This window comes from Mesorhizobium sp. WSM3224, from assembly GCF_000427725.1.
Taxonomy (GTDB): domain Bacteria; phylum Pseudomonadota; class Alphaproteobacteria; order Rhizobiales; family Rhizobiaceae; genus Mesorhizobium.
Map to the genome: position 1 here is coordinate 24,213 of NZ_ATYO01000001.1, position 16,357 is coordinate 40,569.

The 16,357-nt window shown below is 64.4% G+C and carries 15 protein-coding genes; 10 read left to right on the plus strand and 5 right to left on the minus strand.

Features of this window, described 5'->3' with window-relative positions; all coding sequences use genetic code 11:
• Positions 1-175: 175 nt before the first annotated feature.
• Positions 176-916, minus strand: coding sequence for a L,D-transpeptidase (locus YU3_RS0100120; RefSeq protein ID WP_027164321.1), 741 nt, complete (start codon positions 914-916; stop codon positions 176-178).
• Between the two features lie 215 nt (positions 917-1,131).
• On the opposite strand from YU3_RS0100120, the gene YU3_RS0100125 reads away from it, so the two are divergent.
• Complete coding sequence (locus YU3_RS0100125; protein WP_027164322.1) at positions 1,132-1,770, plus strand: DNA-3-methyladenine glycosylase I; 639 nt, start codon at positions 1,132-1,134, stop codon at positions 1,768-1,770.
• A gap of 161 nt (positions 1,771-1,931) precedes the next feature.
• Here the strand turns inward: YU3_RS0100125 and YU3_RS0100130 are convergent, their stop codons facing one another.
• The gene (locus tag YU3_RS0100130) at positions 1,932-2,315 is read right to left on the minus strand and encodes a hypothetical protein (protein ID WP_036257564.1); all 384 of its coding nucleotides are present in this window, start codon (positions 2,313-2,315) and stop codon (positions 1,932-1,934) included.
• Between the two features lie 26 nt (positions 2,316-2,341).
• Positions 2,342-2,578 carry a hypothetical protein gene (locus tag YU3_RS0100135; protein ID WP_027164324.1) on the minus strand — a complete coding sequence of 79 codons (237 nt, stop codon included), beginning with the start codon at positions 2,576-2,578 and terminating at the stop codon, positions 2,342-2,344.
• Positions 2,579-2,817: 239 nt separating this feature from the next.
• Here YU3_RS0100135 and hisS point away from each other — a divergent pair, with 239 nt between their 5' ends.
• From hisS to YU3_RS0100165, 6 genes are all read left to right on the plus strand, one after another.
• On the plus strand, positions 2,818-4,323 hold the full coding sequence (gene hisS / locus YU3_RS0100140; protein ID WP_027164325.1) for a histidine--tRNA ligase: 1,506 nt from the start codon (positions 2,818-2,820) through the stop codon (positions 4,321-4,323).
• Between the two features lie 178 nt (positions 4,324-4,501).
• Positions 4,502-5,620 carry an ATP phosphoribosyltransferase regulatory subunit gene (locus YU3_RS0100145; RefSeq protein ID WP_027164326.1) on the plus strand — a complete coding sequence of 373 codons (1,119 nt, stop codon included), beginning with the start codon at positions 4,502-4,504 and terminating at the stop codon, positions 5,618-5,620.
• On the plus strand, positions 5,617-6,315 hold the full coding sequence (hisG, locus tag YU3_RS0100150) for an ATP phosphoribosyltransferase (protein ID WP_027164327.1): 699 nt from the start codon (positions 5,617-5,619) through the stop codon (positions 6,313-6,315). Before YU3_RS0100145 ends, hisG begins: the two co-directional genes overlap by 4 nt.
• A 171-nt stretch (positions 6,316-6,486) precedes the next feature.
• Entirely contained in the window at positions 6,487-8,253 is a 1,767-nt protein-coding gene (locus YU3_RS0100155; RefSeq protein ID WP_036257568.1) for an AMP-binding protein, read from the plus strand.
• A 9-nt stretch (positions 8,254-8,262) separates the two neighbouring features.
• The gene (locus tag YU3_RS35720; protein ID WP_036257571.1) at positions 8,263-8,886 is read left to right on the plus strand and encodes a poly-gamma-glutamate hydrolase family protein; all 624 of its coding nucleotides are present in this window, start codon (positions 8,263-8,265) and stop codon (positions 8,884-8,886) included.
• A 95-nt stretch (positions 8,887-8,981) separates the two neighbouring features.
• Positions 8,982-10,085, plus strand: coding sequence for a calcium:proton antiporter (locus YU3_RS0100165; RefSeq protein ID WP_027164329.1), 1,104 nt, complete (start codon positions 8,982-8,984; stop codon positions 10,083-10,085).
• Between the two features lie 58 nt (positions 10,086-10,143).
• Here the strand turns inward: YU3_RS0100165 and YU3_RS0100170 are convergent, their stop codons facing one another.
• On the minus strand, positions 10,144-11,052 hold the full coding sequence (locus YU3_RS0100170; RefSeq protein ID WP_027164330.1) for a hydrogen peroxide-inducible genes activator: 909 nt from the start codon (positions 11,050-11,052) through the stop codon (positions 10,144-10,146).
• Positions 11,053-11,215: 163 nt separating this feature from the next.
• On the opposite strand from YU3_RS0100170, the gene katG reads away from it, so the two are divergent.
• Positions 11,216-13,429 (plus strand): catalase/peroxidase HPI, encoded by a 2,214-nt coding sequence (gene katG, locus YU3_RS0100175; RefSeq protein ID WP_027164331.1) that lies wholly within the window; start codon positions 11,216-11,218, stop codon positions 13,427-13,429.
• Positions 13,430-13,503: 74 nt separating this feature from the next.
• Here the strand turns inward: katG and YU3_RS0100180 are convergent, their stop codons facing one another.
• Positions 13,504-14,181: an MIP family channel protein gene (locus tag YU3_RS0100180; RefSeq protein WP_027164332.1), complete on the minus strand. Its 678-nt coding sequence runs from the start codon at positions 14,179-14,181 to the stop codon at positions 13,504-13,506.
• A 330-nt stretch (positions 14,182-14,511) separates the two neighbouring features.
• On the opposite strand from YU3_RS0100180, the gene YU3_RS0100185 reads away from it, so the two are divergent.
• Complete coding sequence (locus tag YU3_RS0100185) at positions 14,512-15,801, plus strand: RsmB/NOP family class I SAM-dependent RNA methyltransferase (protein WP_027164333.1); 1,290 nt, start codon at positions 14,512-14,514, stop codon at positions 15,799-15,801.
• A gap of 95 nt (positions 15,802-15,896) precedes the next feature.
• Positions 15,897-16,355: a PaaI family thioesterase gene (locus tag YU3_RS0100190; protein ID WP_027164334.1), complete on the plus strand. Its 459-nt coding sequence runs from the start codon at positions 15,897-15,899 to the stop codon at positions 16,353-16,355.
• Positions 16,356-16,357: the final 2 nt, after the last annotated feature.

The following is a 16,357-nucleotide window of genomic DNA, read 5'->3' on the forward strand; positions in this document are numbered from 1 at the left end:
AGCGCGGTTGCCCGCGCTGCCTTTTCGTGACCGGCCGTATCCCCACACGACCCGTCCCCCGTTAACTCGTTCTCGTTGGCAGTCTAAGCATCTCTTCCAGAAGAGCGCTATGGCTTGAGGGCAACACCAAGCACCAAAAACGACCATTTGCGCCTGAGCGGCTGATTCGTGATGACTATATCACCTCGACCGTGGTTCCGACGTTGACGCGCTCGTAGAGGTCGACAACATCTTCGTTGCGCATGCGGATGCAGCCGGAAGACACCGCGCCGCCGATCGTCCAGGGCTGGTTGGTGCCATGGATGCGGTATTCGGTGGTGCCGAGATAGAGCGCGCGCGCGCCGAGCGGGTTCTCGATACCGCCCGCCAGATAGGTCGGCAGGTAACGGCCCTTGGCCGCCTCGCGCTTGATCATCACCGCCGGGGGACGCCAGTCCGGCCATATTTTCTTGTCGGTGATCTTGTGCGTGCCCGACCATTCGAAGCCCGGCTTGCCGGTGCCGACGCCATAGCGGCGCGCCTTGCCGTCCTTCTCGACCAGATAGAGGAAATTCTGGTGCGTATCGATGACGATGGTGCCCGGTTTCGCCGGCCCGTCATAGGCGACTTCCTGCGGCAGGTAGATCGGGTTGATCTGCGGCCGCGCCACCATGCGCTTGGCGGGCTGCTGCACGGCCGCCGTGCGCTGCTGGTCGGGCTGCGCCTGGAACAGCCGGCGCAGCGGCTGCTGCGTTGCCTGCCGGGTCGGGCGCACGATGCCCGGCGCATGGCCAAGCTGCAGCACCCAGGGCGCCGAAAGGTCGGGGCTCACCGTTACAGGCGGCATGTCGGCATAGCGGTCATTGGCAAAGGAGGTCATGGCGCCGGCGGCAAGAAACACCGCAGCACCGAGCAGGGAACAAAACGCTGTCTTCATCGGAACGCACCTTGATCGTCGAACTCATCCGGGGCGGGGAGGCGCCCTCGGTTTCGCGATCCTTGGCGCGGAGCGGCAAGCAAAGCATGAATCGGGATGCGTAAAATCCCGCTTTGTCAGTAAACCTTTTGGTGTGGTTACCGGCCGGTTCAGGAATCTGGTAAAGCCACGGTAAACTCGGCGCCGAGGCGCATTAACGAATGGATTTGCTAGCGATGGCAACTGAACATGCCGGCATTCTCGACGGCCCCGATGGTAGGGCGCGCTGCTTCTGGCACGGCAACCTGCCGGATTATCTCCACTACCACGACCATGAATGGGGCCGGCCGGTAACGGATGACCGCCGGCTGTTCGAAAAGATTTGCCTGGAAGGGTTCCAGTCGGGCCTGTCGTGGCTGACCATCCTGCGCAAGCGCGAGAACTTCCGCGAGGCCTTCGCCGGCTTCGACTTCGACAAGGTGGCGGCGTTCACCGATGAGGATATCGAGCGCCTGCTCGGCAATGCCGGCATCGTCCGCCATCGCGGCAAGATCGTCTCGACCATCAACAACGCCAGGCGCGCCCGCGAGATGGTTGACGAGTTCGGCTCCCTGGCGGCCTGGTTCTGGAAATTCGAGCCGGGCCCGGAGGAGCGGCCGTCGGTCGTCGACCTCACGCATCTGCGCGCCAATCCGACGACGGCGGTGTCGGTCAGGATATCGAAGGAATTGAAGAAGCGCGGCTGGAGCTTCGTCGGCCCGACGACCGTCTATGCCTTCATGCAGGCCATGGGCCTGGTCAACGACCATCTCGAAGGCTGCTACTGCCGCGCCGAAGTGGAGAAGGAGCGCAAGAAGCTGAAGCGGCCGAAGTAGGCGCGCCTTTTCCTTCTCCCCTTGTGGGAGAAGGTGGATCGGCGCGCCGAGACGGATGAGGGGTGCTCCAGCGGAGTGAGACGCTGGCTTTCCCTGGAACACCCCTCATCCATCGCCTTCGGCGACACCTTCTCCCGCAAGGGGAGAAGAGAAAGAGGCCATCACTTCTCGTAGCGTCCCTTATGGCCGCTGCCGTTGATGTTCCAGACCAGGCTGGAGCCCGACACCATCAGCACCAGCCCGCTGAAGCCGCTATCGTCGGGCGTGTGATGCGTGGAGGCGGAACCGCGGCCGGCCGGGATGATCTCGACGGTCGTGCCCTTCCTCACCCAGCAGCCCTTGCCGTACTGGTCGTTGGCGCCGTAGGCGAGCGCGAATTCGAAGCTGCCGTCTTTCTTCAGCAACAGCTCCGAGCCGACCTCCATGACGCCGTTCAGGTAATAATGGCCGGCAAGACGGGCGTCGCCCGGCTGGCAGGCGTTGGCCGCGCCGGTCGCGCCAACGGCCAGCGCGCCGGCAAGCGCGCACGCAAATTGCAACTGCATGATGATCCCCCGATCGTCGAGTGAAGTCAGAGGCTGCCGGTGCCGGTCAGAAAAAGCCCGGCGATGATCGCCGCCATCGCGGCGAAGGCCGGGTAGATCACCAGCAGGCCGGTCACCAGCGCATCGCCCACCGTAGGCTTACGCGCCTGCGCCGAGACTTCGAACGGCCCGGCCGGCTGCTGCGCCGGCCTGAGGGCGGCGCTGCCGGCAGGCCGCAATCTGGCCGATTTGCCGCTCTCGATGATGTCTCCAGCCGTCGTCATGGCCCCGAACCCCTTGTTTCGGCGTGCTTTATGGTCGTCGATTGTGTCGGCAGCATGCCGCGCCGATGGCGGAATTGTTTCAGTCTTTCCTTCTCCCCTTGCGGGAGAAGGTGGATCGGCGCCACCTTCTCCCGCAAGGGGAGAAGGAAAGGCGCTAACCCTTGCCGCACCACTTGGCATGGGTTAGGACACGCCCGCTCCAGATAAGTCAGTGTTTACTTAACGAAAAGACCGATCCTATGGCCGACAAATCGGAAAAGACGAAAGCGCGGCTGCCGCGCGGTTTTGCCGACCGCAGCGCCGAAGACATCCGCGCCGTCGAAAAGATGATGGCGACCATCCGCTCGGTCTATGAGCTCTATGGTTTCGAGCCGGTCGACCAGCCGATGATCGAGTACACCGATGCTTTGGGCAAATTCCTGCCCGACCAGGATCGGCCGAATGAAGGCGTGTTCTCATTCCAGGACGACGACGACCAGTGGCTCTCGCTGCGCTACGACCTGACCGCGCCGACCGCCCGCTTCGTCGCCGAGAATTTTGAAAAACTGCCGAAACCCTACCGCAGCTATCGCTCGGGCTGGGTGTTCCGCAACGAGAAACCAGGCCCCGGCCGCTTCCGCCAGTTCATGCAGTTCGACGCCGACACGATCGGCACGCCGGGCGTCGCCGCCGACGCCGAGATGGCGATGATGATGGCCGATGTCATGGAAGCGCTCGGCATCAAGCGCGGCGACTACGTCATCCGCGTCAACAACCGCAAGGTGCTGGATGGCGTGCTGGAGGCGATCGGGCTCGGTGGTGATGAGAATACGGGACGCCGGCTGACGGTCCTGCGCGCCATCGACAAGCTGGACAAACTCGGCCCGGAAGGTGTGAAGCTCCTGCTTGGCCCGGGGCGGTGGGATGGCGGCAAGGAAGGCGAAGGCGATTTCGCCAAGGGCGCCGGACTGAATGACGCACAGGCCGAAGCGGTTCTTCTCGCAACGGCCAGGAACGGACAGGTCGGCCAGGATTCCAGCGTCAGCGCCAACGCCATGCATCAGGAAGGCGTGGGCGAACTGGCAACTATCGAAGCTCTGGTCAGGGCGGCAGGATATGGCGAAAGCCGTATCGCCATGGACCGCTCCGTCGTGCGTGGCCTCGAATACTACACCGGCCCGGTCTTCGAGGCCGAGTTGTTGGCAGAAATCCCCAACGAGGACGGCCAGATCGTGCGCTTCGGTTCGGTCGGCGGTGGCGGTCGCTATGACGGGCTGGTCTCGCGCTTCCGCGGCGAGCCGGTGCCGGCGACCGGCTTCTCGATCGGCGTCTCGCGATTGATGACGGCGCTGAAGAACCTCGGCAAGCTCGATACCTCGGACGTCATTGCTCCGGTCGTCGTGCTGGTCATGGACAAGGACACGGAAAGCCTCGGTCGCTACCAGAAGATGGTCGCCGACCTGCGCGCCGCCGGCATCCGCTCCGAAATGTATCTCGGCGGCGCCGGCATGAAGGCGCAGCTGAAATACGCCGACCGCCGCGGCAGCCCGGTCGCCATCATCCAGGGCGGCGACGAGCGCGCCAAGGGCGAGCTGCAGATCAAGGACCTGATCGAAGGCGCCCGCATGTCGGCGGAAATCACCGACAACGCCGAATGGCGCGCCGCAAGGCCGGCGCAGGTGACGGTGGCGGAAGGCGAGTTGGTTGGCGAGGTGAAGAAGATTTTGGCGGCGCAGGCGGCAGATCGCACGAAAGGTGGCGCTTGAACACCCCCCTCTGTCCTGCCGGACATCTCCCCCGCAAGGGGGGAGATTGGATGTTGCGTATGCTTTCGCCAATCGCCGGCGCTACAGAAGAGGCGCCGAGCTCCAAGCTGCCGATCTTCCCCCTTGCGGGGGAGATGGCCGGCAGGCCAGAGGGGGGTGCCTCGCGCCCGACCTATCCATGACCTCCCGTCCCGCCATCGCCGCCGACATCACGAAGCTCTTCGCCGAGCGCGACACCCACGCCGTCGAAGTCGCCGTGCTGCAGCCCGCAGATCCGTTCCTCGACATGGCGGGCGAAGACCTGCGCCGGCGCATCTTCCTGACCGAGAGCGAGACCGGCAAGACGCTGTGTCTGCGGCCCGAATTCACCATTCCGGTCTGTCTCGACCACATCGCCAGCCAGGCCGGAACCCCGCGCCGCTATTCCTATCTCGGCGAGGTGTTCCGCCAGCGCCGCGAGGGCGGCAATGAATTCTTCCAGGCCGGCATCGAGGATCTCGGCGACCGCGATACGGCCGCGGCCGATGCCCGCTCTTTGGCCGACGCGCACGCGCTGCTGTCGCTGGTGCTGCCGGGACAGAAGCTCGCCGTCACGCTCGGCGACCAGACCCTGTTCGAGGCGGTGCTGGCGGCCCTCGGCCTGCCGCGCGGCTGGCGCATGCGGCTTGCGCGCGCCTTCGGCTCGGCGCCGATGCTGGAAGCGGCTCTTGCCGACCTCGCCAACCCGCCGCGCAACAGCCAGCTCTCCGGCCCGGTCGCCCTGCTGGTGCTCGACGGCGATGCGGAAGGTCTGTCAGCGCATATCTCCGCCGGCATGGAGGAGGCCGGGCTGTCGGCATCGTCCGGCCGTGCCCCGGCCGATATCGCGCGCAGGCTGATCGAGAAAGCGCAACTGCGCAGCGTGCGGCTGTCCGACGAAGCCTTCTCGGCGCTGAAGGGTTTTCTCGAGATCGACGTGGCGCTCAACGGCGCGACCGCGGCGCTCGAAAAATTCGCCGCCGATGCCGGCCTGTCGCTGGGACCGGCGCTGGAGAATTTCGCGGCCCGCGCCAAGGCAATCGAGGCGCATGGCCTATCCTCGGCGCAAATCCGCTACGACGCCGCCTTCGGCCGCCCGCTCGACTATTATACCGGTCTCGTTTTCGAGATTGCCGCGGGTGACGGCGATCGCCCGCTGGTCGGCGGCGGCCGCTATGACCGGCTGCTGACGCTGCTCGGCGCGAAGAAGCCAATCCCCGGTGTCGGCTTCTCGGTGTGGCTCGACCGCATCGAAGCCTTGCGGGAGGGCGCACGATGATCACGCTGGCGATCCCGTCGAAAGGCCGCCTCAAGGAACAGTCTCTTGAAGTGCTGGCCAAGGCCGGCTTGACTGTCGCCCTGCCGCAGGACGACCGCAAATACCGTGCCCGCATCGACGGCCTCGACGATGTCGAGGTGGCCTTCCTTTCCGCTTCCGAGATCGCCGGCGAGATCGGCCAGGGAGCGGTCGATCTCGGCATCACCGGCGAGGACCTTTTGCGCGAGAACCTCGCCGACTGGGAAGCGCGTGCCGAGATCGTCGCCCGCCTCGGCTTCGGCCATGCCGATGTCGTGGTGGCGGTGCCCGACATCTGGCTCGATGTCGATAATATGGCCGACCTCGACGATGTCGCCGCCGATTTCCGCCAGCGCCACGGCCGGCGCTTGCGCATCGCCACCAAATACTGGCGGCTGACGCAGCAGTTCTTTTCGCTCAAGCACGGCATCCAGGTTTACCGCATCGTCGAAAGCCTTGGCGCCACCGAAGGCGCCCCGGCCGCGGGCCTGGCCGACGTCATCGTCGATATCACCACCACCGGCTCGACGCTGCGCGCCAATCACCTCAGAGTGCTGGGCGACGGCACGATCCTGAAGTCGCAGGCCTGTCTCGTCGCTTCGAGGAAGCAGCGTGACGCGGCGGACGAGATGCGGTTGCGGGAAGTCGCCGCGAAGATGGCCACGCTGGTCGCCTAAGCGGTCGCGATCTTCGGATACGCTCATGCGCCTCAGGTTCTTTCTTCCACGCATGTCTTTGTCCCGAAACCGGTTCCCACGTTCGGGAGGCATGCTTTGACCCCATACCTTCGGCGGGTTTCCACCATCCCGGCAGGCTGATAGGCTGGCCTACCCCGGGAGGAGACGGCGATGGCGATCAAACTCGACGAGCTTATGAACGCCACCAATCTGCGCGCGCGCGGCGCCAGCGGCGCCTTCGTCGCTCCGGTCGGCGGCAAGGCGCATGTCTCGGGCGACCGCTCGGTGCCCCTGCTCGACAAGACCGTTCCGGAACTGTTTTCCGATACAGTCAGCAAATATGCCACGCTCGACGCCGCCGTCTTCGTCGGCCAGGACAAGCGCTTCACCTGGAGCGAGCTGTCGGACACGGTCGACGCGCTGGCGGCCGGCTTCCTGGCGCTCGGCCTGGAAAAGGGCGACCGCGTCGGCATCTGGTCGCCGAACCGCTGGGAATGGCTGGTAACGCAGTTCGCCACCGCCCGCATCGGCCTCATCCTGGTCAACATCAACCCGGCCTATAGGCTGACCGAGCTCGAATATGCGCTCAACAAAGTGGGCTGCAAGGCGCTGGTCACGGCAGCCCAGTTCAAGACCTCCGATTATCTCGGCATGGTCGAGACACTGGCGCCTGAACTTGCCACCGCCGAGCCCGGCAAGCTCAAGGCAAAGAAGCTGCCGGGGCTGAAGATCGTCATCCGCATGGGCGAAGACAACTCGCCCGGCATGTTCAATTTTGGCGATGTGCTCGCCATGGCCGGCCGCGATGAGCATGACAGCCTCGACCGCATCTCGGAGAGCCTGAAACCGGGCGAGGCCATCAACATCCAGTTCACCTCAGGCACGACGGGCGCGCCGAAGGGCGCGACGCTGACGCATTCCAACATTGTCAACAACGGCAATCTCGTCACCTCGGCGATCAGGCTCACCGTCGATGATCGTCTCTGCATCCCGGTGCCGCTCTATCACTGCTTCGGCATGTCGATGGGCACGATGGGCTGCGTCTCAAAGGGCGCCACCATGGTGTTCCCCGGAGAAGGCTTCGATGCCGGCGCGACGCTGAAAGCGGTGGCGCAGGAGCGATGCACCGGCCTTTACGGCGTGCCGACCATGTTCGTCGCCATGCTCGACCATGCGGATTTCCCGACCTTCGATCTCTCCAGCCTGCGCACCGGCATCATGGCCGGCTCGCCGTGCCCGATCGAGGTGATGAAGAAGGTGGTGTCGCTGATGCATATGAGCCAGGTGACCATCGCCTATGGCATGACCGAAACCAGCCCCGTCTCCTTCCAGAGTAGCGTCGACGACCCGCTGGAAAAGCGCGTCTCCACCGTCGGCCGCATCCACCCGCATGTCGAGGTGAAGGCGATCGGCGCCGATGGCGCCACCGTCGCGGTGGGCGAGCCGGGCGAGCTCTGCACGCGCGGCTATTCGGTGATGAAGGGCTATTGGGACGACGTCGAGAAGACCCGCGAGGCGATCGACGCCGAGGGCTGGATGCATACCGGCGACCTCGCCACCATCGATGACGAGGGCTATTGCAACATCGTCGGCCGGGTGAAGGACATGGTCATCCGCGGCGGCGAGAACGTCTATCCGCGCGAGGTCGAGGAATTCCTCTATCGCCATCCGAAAATCAAGGAAGTGCAGGTCTTCGGCATTCCTGACGACAAATATGGCGAGGAGCTCTGCGCCTGGATCGTCTTGAAGCCCGGCCAGATCGCGACCGCCGAGGAGATCAAGGCCTTCTGCGCCGGCCAGATCGCGCACTACAAGGTGCCGCGCTATATCCGCTTCCGCACCGAACTGCCGATGACGGTGACCGGCAAGCCGCAGAAGTTCCTGATGCGCGAGGCGATGGTGGAAGAACTCGGGCTGGTGGCGCAGAAGACGGCGTGAAACGGCATTATGGACAACGAGTTTCCAAATTTCGCGGCGCTGAGAGCCGCCAAAATCGAAAACATAGATTATCGCATCGTCGTCCGGCGTGGCGCGCGAACCGGCAGTGCGATCGTCATGGCCCCGCATGGCGGCAAGATCGAACCCCGCACCTCCCTGATCACCGAGACGATCGCAGGGGGCGATCTCGATATGTATTGCTTTGAAGGGCTCATGCCGGAAAGCAACAGGGAGCTGCACATAACCTCCAGGAATTTTGACGAGGAGTCAGCGCTGGAACTGTTGCGGACGAAGTCCACCGTCGTCGCTATCCACGGTCGTCAGGATCGGGACGATCCCTCGACGGTCTACCTGGGCGGCAAGGACGCCGCGTTGGTTTCAGAGATAGCCTGGCGTCTGCAGGAGGCCGGCTTCCAGACGACAACGGATAACCATCCATTTCCAGGCATCCAGGATTCAAACATCGTCAACCGGGGACTGACGGGGAAAGGAGCACAGCTGGAAGTACCCCTCTCGCTGCGCCGTCGACTGGGAAGCGAGCCGGAACTTCTGGAAAAATTCTGTGGGGCGGTTCGCAAGGCCATCGAGACATTCGACGCCAAAAATGGTGCCCGGTCCTCAATCGTGTTTTGAATGGTGCGCTTGGCGGGCAAAGATGCCCGTGAGAGATGCTCCCCACGCGCTTTTCCGCTAAGTTCGCGCAAACGCACGGCGTTCGGGGGACTTGGATGACTGGTTTCGGACGGTCGGTGACTTCCTACACGATGCCGTTGGCCGCGTTGGCGATGGCTGCTGCGGTCAGGGCCAGCGGCCTTTCGGTTGACCAAGGGTCGCCGGATGTCAGGATACTCGTTGGGGCGCTGTCGAGCGCCATCATGTTCACCACCATTTTCGTGGCGCTCGACCATGCCGAGGCGGTCGCCCGGCGCGTGGGGGAGCCCTACGGAACATTGGTGCTGACTTTTGCGGTGACGGCAATTGAAGTGTCGATCATCGTCTCCATGATGCTGCATGGAGAAAACAATCCGACGCTGGCGCGCGAGTCCGTTTTCTCGACGGTGATGATCACCTCCACCGGCGTTGTCGGCATATGTCTCACGCTTGGCGGCTGGCGCCATCGCAAGCAGGCGATCGTTCGGCAAGGGACCAGCGCTTACCTGTCGGTTCTGATCGCGCTGACCGTGATGACGCTTATTCTCCCGACCTACACCCAAGCTACGGGCCCCGGCACGTTTTCGGCGGCTCAGCTTGGTTTTGTAAGCGTCCTTTCAGTGCTGCTTTATGCGAGCTTCGTGTTCGCCCAGACCGTTCGGCACCGGGAGGACTTCGTTCAGGGAGAGGCACACGACGTTCCAATGCGAACTGTCGCCCATGAAAGCATTGCCATCAGCGCTCTGCTGCTGTTGTGCGGTCTGATCGGAATTGTCATGCTCGCCGAGCAGGTCGCCGCAAGCGTCGAGGATGCGCTCGCCGCCTACCAGGTGACCCAGGCCGACAGCATTGTGGGGGCATTGATCGCGGGACTGGTGTTGATGCCGGAGGCCATCTCTGCGATCCGCGCCTCATTCAAGAATGAGCTGCAGCGCAGCTTGAACATCGCGATGGGCTCGGCCTGCGCCACGATCGGCTTGACGATACCGGCGGTCGCGGCGGCCAGCCTGCTGACGGGCAGGGGGCTGACCTTGGGGCTTCCGGCGTCCGATGCCGTGCTTTTGGTGCTGGCGCTTTTCATATGCAGCGTAAGCTTCAGCACCGAAAGAACGACGTTCCTGACCGGTATGATCCATGTCGTGGTGTTTTTTACCTATGTGTTTCTGATCTTTGTGCCGTGAAACTTGTCGTGGGCCGAGCATCGGGCGCAAGAGATGGAAAAGGGCATGGACGGGCGCCTCACGCCGCCAGCACCGCCTGATCCAACGCCCGTATGATCCTCGCCAGTTCCACGCATTCATCCTGTCGCGCCCTGTTGCGGCGCCAAGCCATGCAGATCAGGCGTTGCGGCATCGGTTCCTGGAACGGCACGATCCGCAGGTCCGGCATGACGCCGGCGGCACGTGCCGCCATTTCCGGCACCAGCGTCACGCCCAGCCCATGCGCCACCATCTGCAAGAGCGTCGTGAGACTCGTCGCGCCATAGCTTGCCATCGCCACCGGCCGCACATTGCCGCAGACCGCCAGCGCTTGCTCGCGCAGGCAGTGGCCTTCCTCCAGAAGCATCAGCCGCTCCAGCGCCGGGCTTTCGGGCGGCACGGGCGGCGAGGCGAAGGCCGGATCGCCGGCGGGAACCGCAAGGAAGAAGCGATCGGGGAAGAGCTCTTCGGTGACGAGGCCCGGATAATCAAGCGGCAGCGCGGCGATAAAGGCGTCGAGCCGGCCGGTGGCCGTGTCCTCGACCAATGATGCGGTCACGGACTCGCGCAGTTCGATCTGCAGGGCAGGGTATTGCTTCTTCAGCTCCGGCAGCACATGCGGCAGCAGATACGGCGCCACCGTCGGGATGATACCCAGCCGGAAGCGGCCCTCCATGGCGGGACGACCGCGTCGAGCCGTCGTTTCGACGTCACGGATATCGGCGAGGATGCGCTCGATGCGCGGCTGCAAGGCATGCGCCTCGTCGGTCATCCGCACCGTCTTGCCGCCGCGTTCGAACAGACGACAATTCAGTCGTTCTTCCAACTCGGCGATCTGCGAGGACAGTGCCGGCTGGCTGACACCGGCAAGCTTGGCGGCGCGGCCGAAATGCAGCGTCTGCGCCAGCGCGTCGAAATAACGCATCTGGCGAACGGTGAGACCAATCATAAGCAAAGGTTATCAAAACAAACAGGAAAGGCAATTTGTCTTTATCGGCTGGCCGGCCTAGTCTGGAATCATTCCAGGTTGGCGCGGCCAATGGCTGCCCCCGCACATCTCGGGAAAATCGACCTCGGCGAAATTCAACCTCGGCAGAATCGGAGAGACTAAGATGGACGCGAAAACCGACGACAACAGCGCTGGCAAATGCCCCGTGGCGCATGGATCCGCCGGCCGGACCAACCGTGACTGGTGGCCGAACCAGCTCGACCTTGCCGTTCTCCACCAGCAGTCGAACCTGTCGGACCCGATGGGCGAAGACTTCGACTACGCCAAGGAATTCGCGAGTCTCGACCTCGATGCGGTGATCAAGGACCTGCACAAGGTCATGACGGATTCGCAGGATTGGTGGCCGGCCGACTTCGGCCATTACGGGCCGCTCTTCATCCGCATGGCCTGGCATAGCGCCGGCACTTATCGCATCGGCGATGGCCGCGGCGGCGCCGGCGCCGGTCAGCAGCGTTTCGCGCCACTGAACAGCTGGCCGGACAATGCCAATCTCGACAAGGCCCGCCGGCTGCTGTGGCCGGTCAAGCAGAAATACGGCCGCAAGATTTCCTGGGCCGACCTTCTGATCCTCACCGGCAACGTCGCGCTGGAATCGATGGGCTTCAAGACCTTCGGCTTCGCCGGCGGCCGTGCAGATGTGTGGGAGCCGGAGCAGGACGTGGATTGGGGCTCCGAAACCAAGTGGCTGGATGACCAGCGCTATTCCGGCGATCGCGAGCTTCAAGGCCATCTCGGCGCCGTGCAGATGGGCCTGATCTACGTCAACCCGGAAGGTCCGAACGGCAAGCCGGACCCGATCGCCGCCGCGCGCGACATTCGCGAGACCTTCGGCCGCATGGCGATGAACGATGAGGAGACCGTCGCGCTCATCGCCGGCGGCCACACTTTCGGCAAGACGCACGGCGCTGGCGATGCCTCGCTGGTGGGTCCCGAACCCGAAGGCGCCGGCATCGAGGCGCAGGGGCTCGGCTGGTCGAGCAAATACGCCTCCGGCATCGCTGGCGACGCCATCACTTCGGGCCTCGAGGTGACCTGGACGACGACGCCGACCAAATGGAGCAACAACTTCTTTGACATCCTCTTCAACTATGAGTGGGAGCTGACGAAGAGCCCGGCGGGGGCCCATCAGTGGACGCCGAAGGGCGGTGCTGGCGCCGACACCGTGCCGGACGCGCATAATCCCTCCAAGCGTCGCGCGCCTGCCATGCTGACCACCGACCTCGCGCTGCGTTTCGATCCGGCTTACGAAAAGATCTCGCGCCGCTTCCACCAGAATCCGGATCAGTTTGCCGACGCCTTCGCCCGCGCCTGGTTCAAGCTCACCCATCGCGACATGGGTCCGGTGGTGCGCTATCTCGGCCCGCTCGTGCCGAAGGAAGAGCTGATCTGGCAGGATCCGATCCCGGCCATCGACCATGAGCTGGTGAGCGAGGCCGACATCGCTTCGCTCAAGGCGAAGATCCTGGCGTCCGGCCTCTCGGTCTCGGAGCTGGTCTCGACCGCCTGGGCTTCGGCCTCGACCTTCCGCGGTTCGGACAAGCGCGGCGGCGCCAATGGCGGCCGCATCCGGCTTGCGCCACAGAGGGACTGGGAGGTCAACCAGCCGGCCCAACTCGCCAAGGTGCTGGCCAAGCTCGAAGCCATCCAGCAGGAGTTCAACGCGGCACAGGCCGGCGGCAAGAAAGTCTCGCTGGCCGACCTCATCGTGCTTGGCGGCGTCGCTGCGGTCGAGAAGGCGGCCAAGGACGGCGGCAACGAGGTGAAGGTGCCCTTCACGCCGGGCCGTATGGACGCCTCGCAGGAGCAGACGGATGTTCACTCCTTCGCGCCACTGGAGCCGACCGCCGATGGATTCCGCAACTACAGCAGGGGCAAGCTGCCGATGTCGGTCGAAGCGATGCTGGTCGACCGCGCCCAGCTCCTGACGCTGACCGCGCCGGAGATGACGGTGCTGGTCGGCGGCCTGCGCGTGCTCGGCGCCAACGCCGGCGGTTCGAAGCACGGCGTCTTCACCGACAGACCGGGCTCCCTGACCAACGACTTCTTCGTCAACCTGCTCTCGATGGCGACCGTCTGGGATCCGGCGGCCGGTACCGAGCCGGGCTCGGACGAGGTGTACGAGGCGCGCGACCGCAAGACCAAGGCGGTCAAGTGGACCGGCACCCGTGCCGACCTGATCTTCGGCTCGCACGCGCAACTGCGCGCGCTCTCCGAGGTCTACGGCTCGGCCGACGCCAAGGCGAAGTTCGTCAAGGATTTCGTCAAGGCATGGGTGAAGGTGATGAACCTCGACCGCTTCGACATCGCCGCGAAGTAAGGTCTTATCCTCCCAAGTAAAACGGCGCGGGGTTCCATGCCCCGCGCCTTTTTTGATTAGCCCTTCGAGATCGGTCAGTCTTTTTCGAAGATGCCGGCCTTGGCGACGACGCCGGCAATCGCTCCGCCGATCAGCGGCGCGACGATGAACAGCCAGAGCTGGCTGAGCGCCGCGCCGCCCGAAAACAGCGCCGGGCCGATCGAGCGCGCCGGATTGACCGAGGTGCCGGTCACCGGGATCATGGCAAAGTGTATCCCTGCCAGCGTCAGGCCGATGACCAGGCCGGCAAAGGCGGTGGTGTGCTTGGCGTTGGTGACGCCGAGGATCACGGTGACGAAGGTGAAGGTGCCGATCAGCTCCCACAGGAAGGCCGAGCTCATGCCCCATTTCGCCTCGTCCCAGCCATTGGCGCCGAAGCCGCCTGTGTGGCCGCCGGCCTGGCCGGAAACGATGATCCACAGCGCCAGCGAAGCGATGATGGCGCCGATGATCTGCGCGATCCAGTAAGGGACGACATCCTTGGCCGGCATCCGCCCCGCCAGGAACACGCCGAGCGTCACCGCCGGATTGAGATGCGCGCCCGAGATCGGGCCGATCGCATAGGCGGCGGCGATCAGGCCGATGCCGAACGCCAGGCCGATGCCTTCCTGTCCGAGCGGCAGCGCGCCGCCGAAACCGCCCGTGACAACGGATGCCGTGCCGATGAACACCAACAAAAACGTGCCGAGAACTTCTGCCAGATAAGTCTTCATTGCCCTCTCCTCATAGGATCCGCCAAACCGCGTCTTCCGCGCCGCGAATCACTGCCGGGAGAGTATTCCTGCGGGAAACACTTGGAAAGCTGAGAGGTTAAGCCAAGGGGCTTGCTTGTGCACATCAGTCAAAAACATTAGAGACCTTTCATATTCTCGCCGATCGTCTTGCTTTCCGATGGTGTCGCCTGTTTTAAAAAACCGTTCGGCGAAATCGACCCGGATTTGAAAACGTGTTTCACCGGGAAACCGAATAGAACTGTTTCAATCCTGGCCTGAAAGGCTTTAAGAGCGGGCTGGACCAGATTTGTAAGAGCTACGGAAAACGGAATGCGACTGGGCGGAAGGCTGGCGGCGGCCATAGAGGTTCTGGAAGACATCGGCCGGCGTCACCGGCCGGTGGCCGACGCCTTGCGCGATTGGGGCCTGTCGCACCGCTTCGCCGGCGGCGGCGACCGCGCCGCGATCGGCAACATCGTCTATGACGCGCTGCGCCGCAAACGCTCGGCCGGCTGGCTGTTTGGCGACGACACGCCGCGCGCCATCGGCTTCGGCGCGCTTCTGTTGGAATGGGGGCAGACGGCGCAGTCGCTGAATGAGGCGCTCGACGGCGACAAGTTTGCGCCGCCGCTGCTCAGCGCCGGCGAGCTGAAGGCAACCGCCGGCCGCGGGCTGGCCGACGCGCCCGATGTGGTGCGCGCCGATGTCCCGGACTGGTGCGCGCCGCTGCTCGAGCAAGCCTATGGCGGCGCCTGGGTCGAGGAAGGCGCTGCCTTGGCGCAGCGCCCGCCGCTGGATCTCAGGGTCAACACGCTCCAGGCCGATCGCGCCAGGGTGCTGGCTGAATTGCAGGGCACCGGTGCGGCGCCGGCGGCGATGGCGCCGCATGGCATCCGCATCCCACCGATCGACGGCGACGGCAGGCATCCGAACGTCCAGGCCGAGCCGGCGTTCCAGAAAGGCTGGTTCGAAGTACAGGATGAGGGCTCGCAGCTTGCCGCAGCACTTGCCGGTGCTGAGCCCGGCATGCAGGTGCTCGACTATTGCGCCGGCGCCGGCGGCAAGACGCTGGCGCTGTCGGCCGAGATGGACAATCGGGGCCAGCTCTTTGCCCATGACTCGGAAAAGGTGCGGCTGGCGCCGATCTTCGAGCGCATCCGCCGCTCGCACAACCGCAACGTCCAGGTCGTCAGCAAGCCGGCCGAGCTTGCGCCGCTCACCAAGCATATGGACGTCGTGCTGATCGACGCGCCCTGCACGGGCAGCGGCACCTGGCGGCGGCGGCCCGACGCCAAATGGCGGCTGACCGAGAGGCAGCTCGATGCCCGCAAGGCCGAACAGCAGGCGATTCTCGACACCGCGCAAGCCTTCGTCAAACCTGGCGGCCTGCTTGTCTACATCACCTGTTCGGTGTTCGACGCCGAAAACGGCGAGCAGGTCGCCGCGTTCCGCGAACGCCATGACGGCTTTGCGCCGGTCGACCATCGCCTGCTCTGGGACAGCCATTTCCCCGGCCATGAGCAGGCGGCGCGCATTGCCGGCACCGGCGGCATCTCGCTGTCGCCGGCGCTCAGCGGCACCGACGGGTTCTATTTCCACGCCTTGCGCCGGGCCGCGTGAGATTGGCCGCATTTTGCTGCGCTGCAACATAAGAGATTGCCTGTCTCGCCTGGCTCTGCAATAAGCTTCGCCAGCAAAACGAGAAGGCGAAGGCCATGGCAGCCAAGATCGTACCCGCTCCCGACTTCGAGGAACGTGTCAGGGTCTCTTTTGCCCGGCAGGAAGCTATGGCGACCATCGGCGCCGAGCTGACGCTGGTGACGCCGGGCATCATCGAGATCGAGATGCCTTATTCGGCCGCACTCACCCAGCAGCATGGTTTCCTGCATGCCGGCGTCATCTCCACCGCTTTGGACTCCGCCTGCGGCTACGCGGCCTTTTCGCTGATGCCGGAGAATTCCAGCGTGCTGACCATCGAGTTCAAGGTCAACCTCTTGGCGCCGGGCAGGGGTGAGCGCTTCCTGTTCCGCGGCTCGGTAACAAAGCCCGGCCGCACTATCATCGTCGCCGACGGCCAGGCTTACGCCTTCGCCGCCGATGGCGAGGCCAAGCTGATCGCCACCATGACCGGCACGATGATGACGGTGGTCGGCCGTGACGGCATAGAAGGGTGACG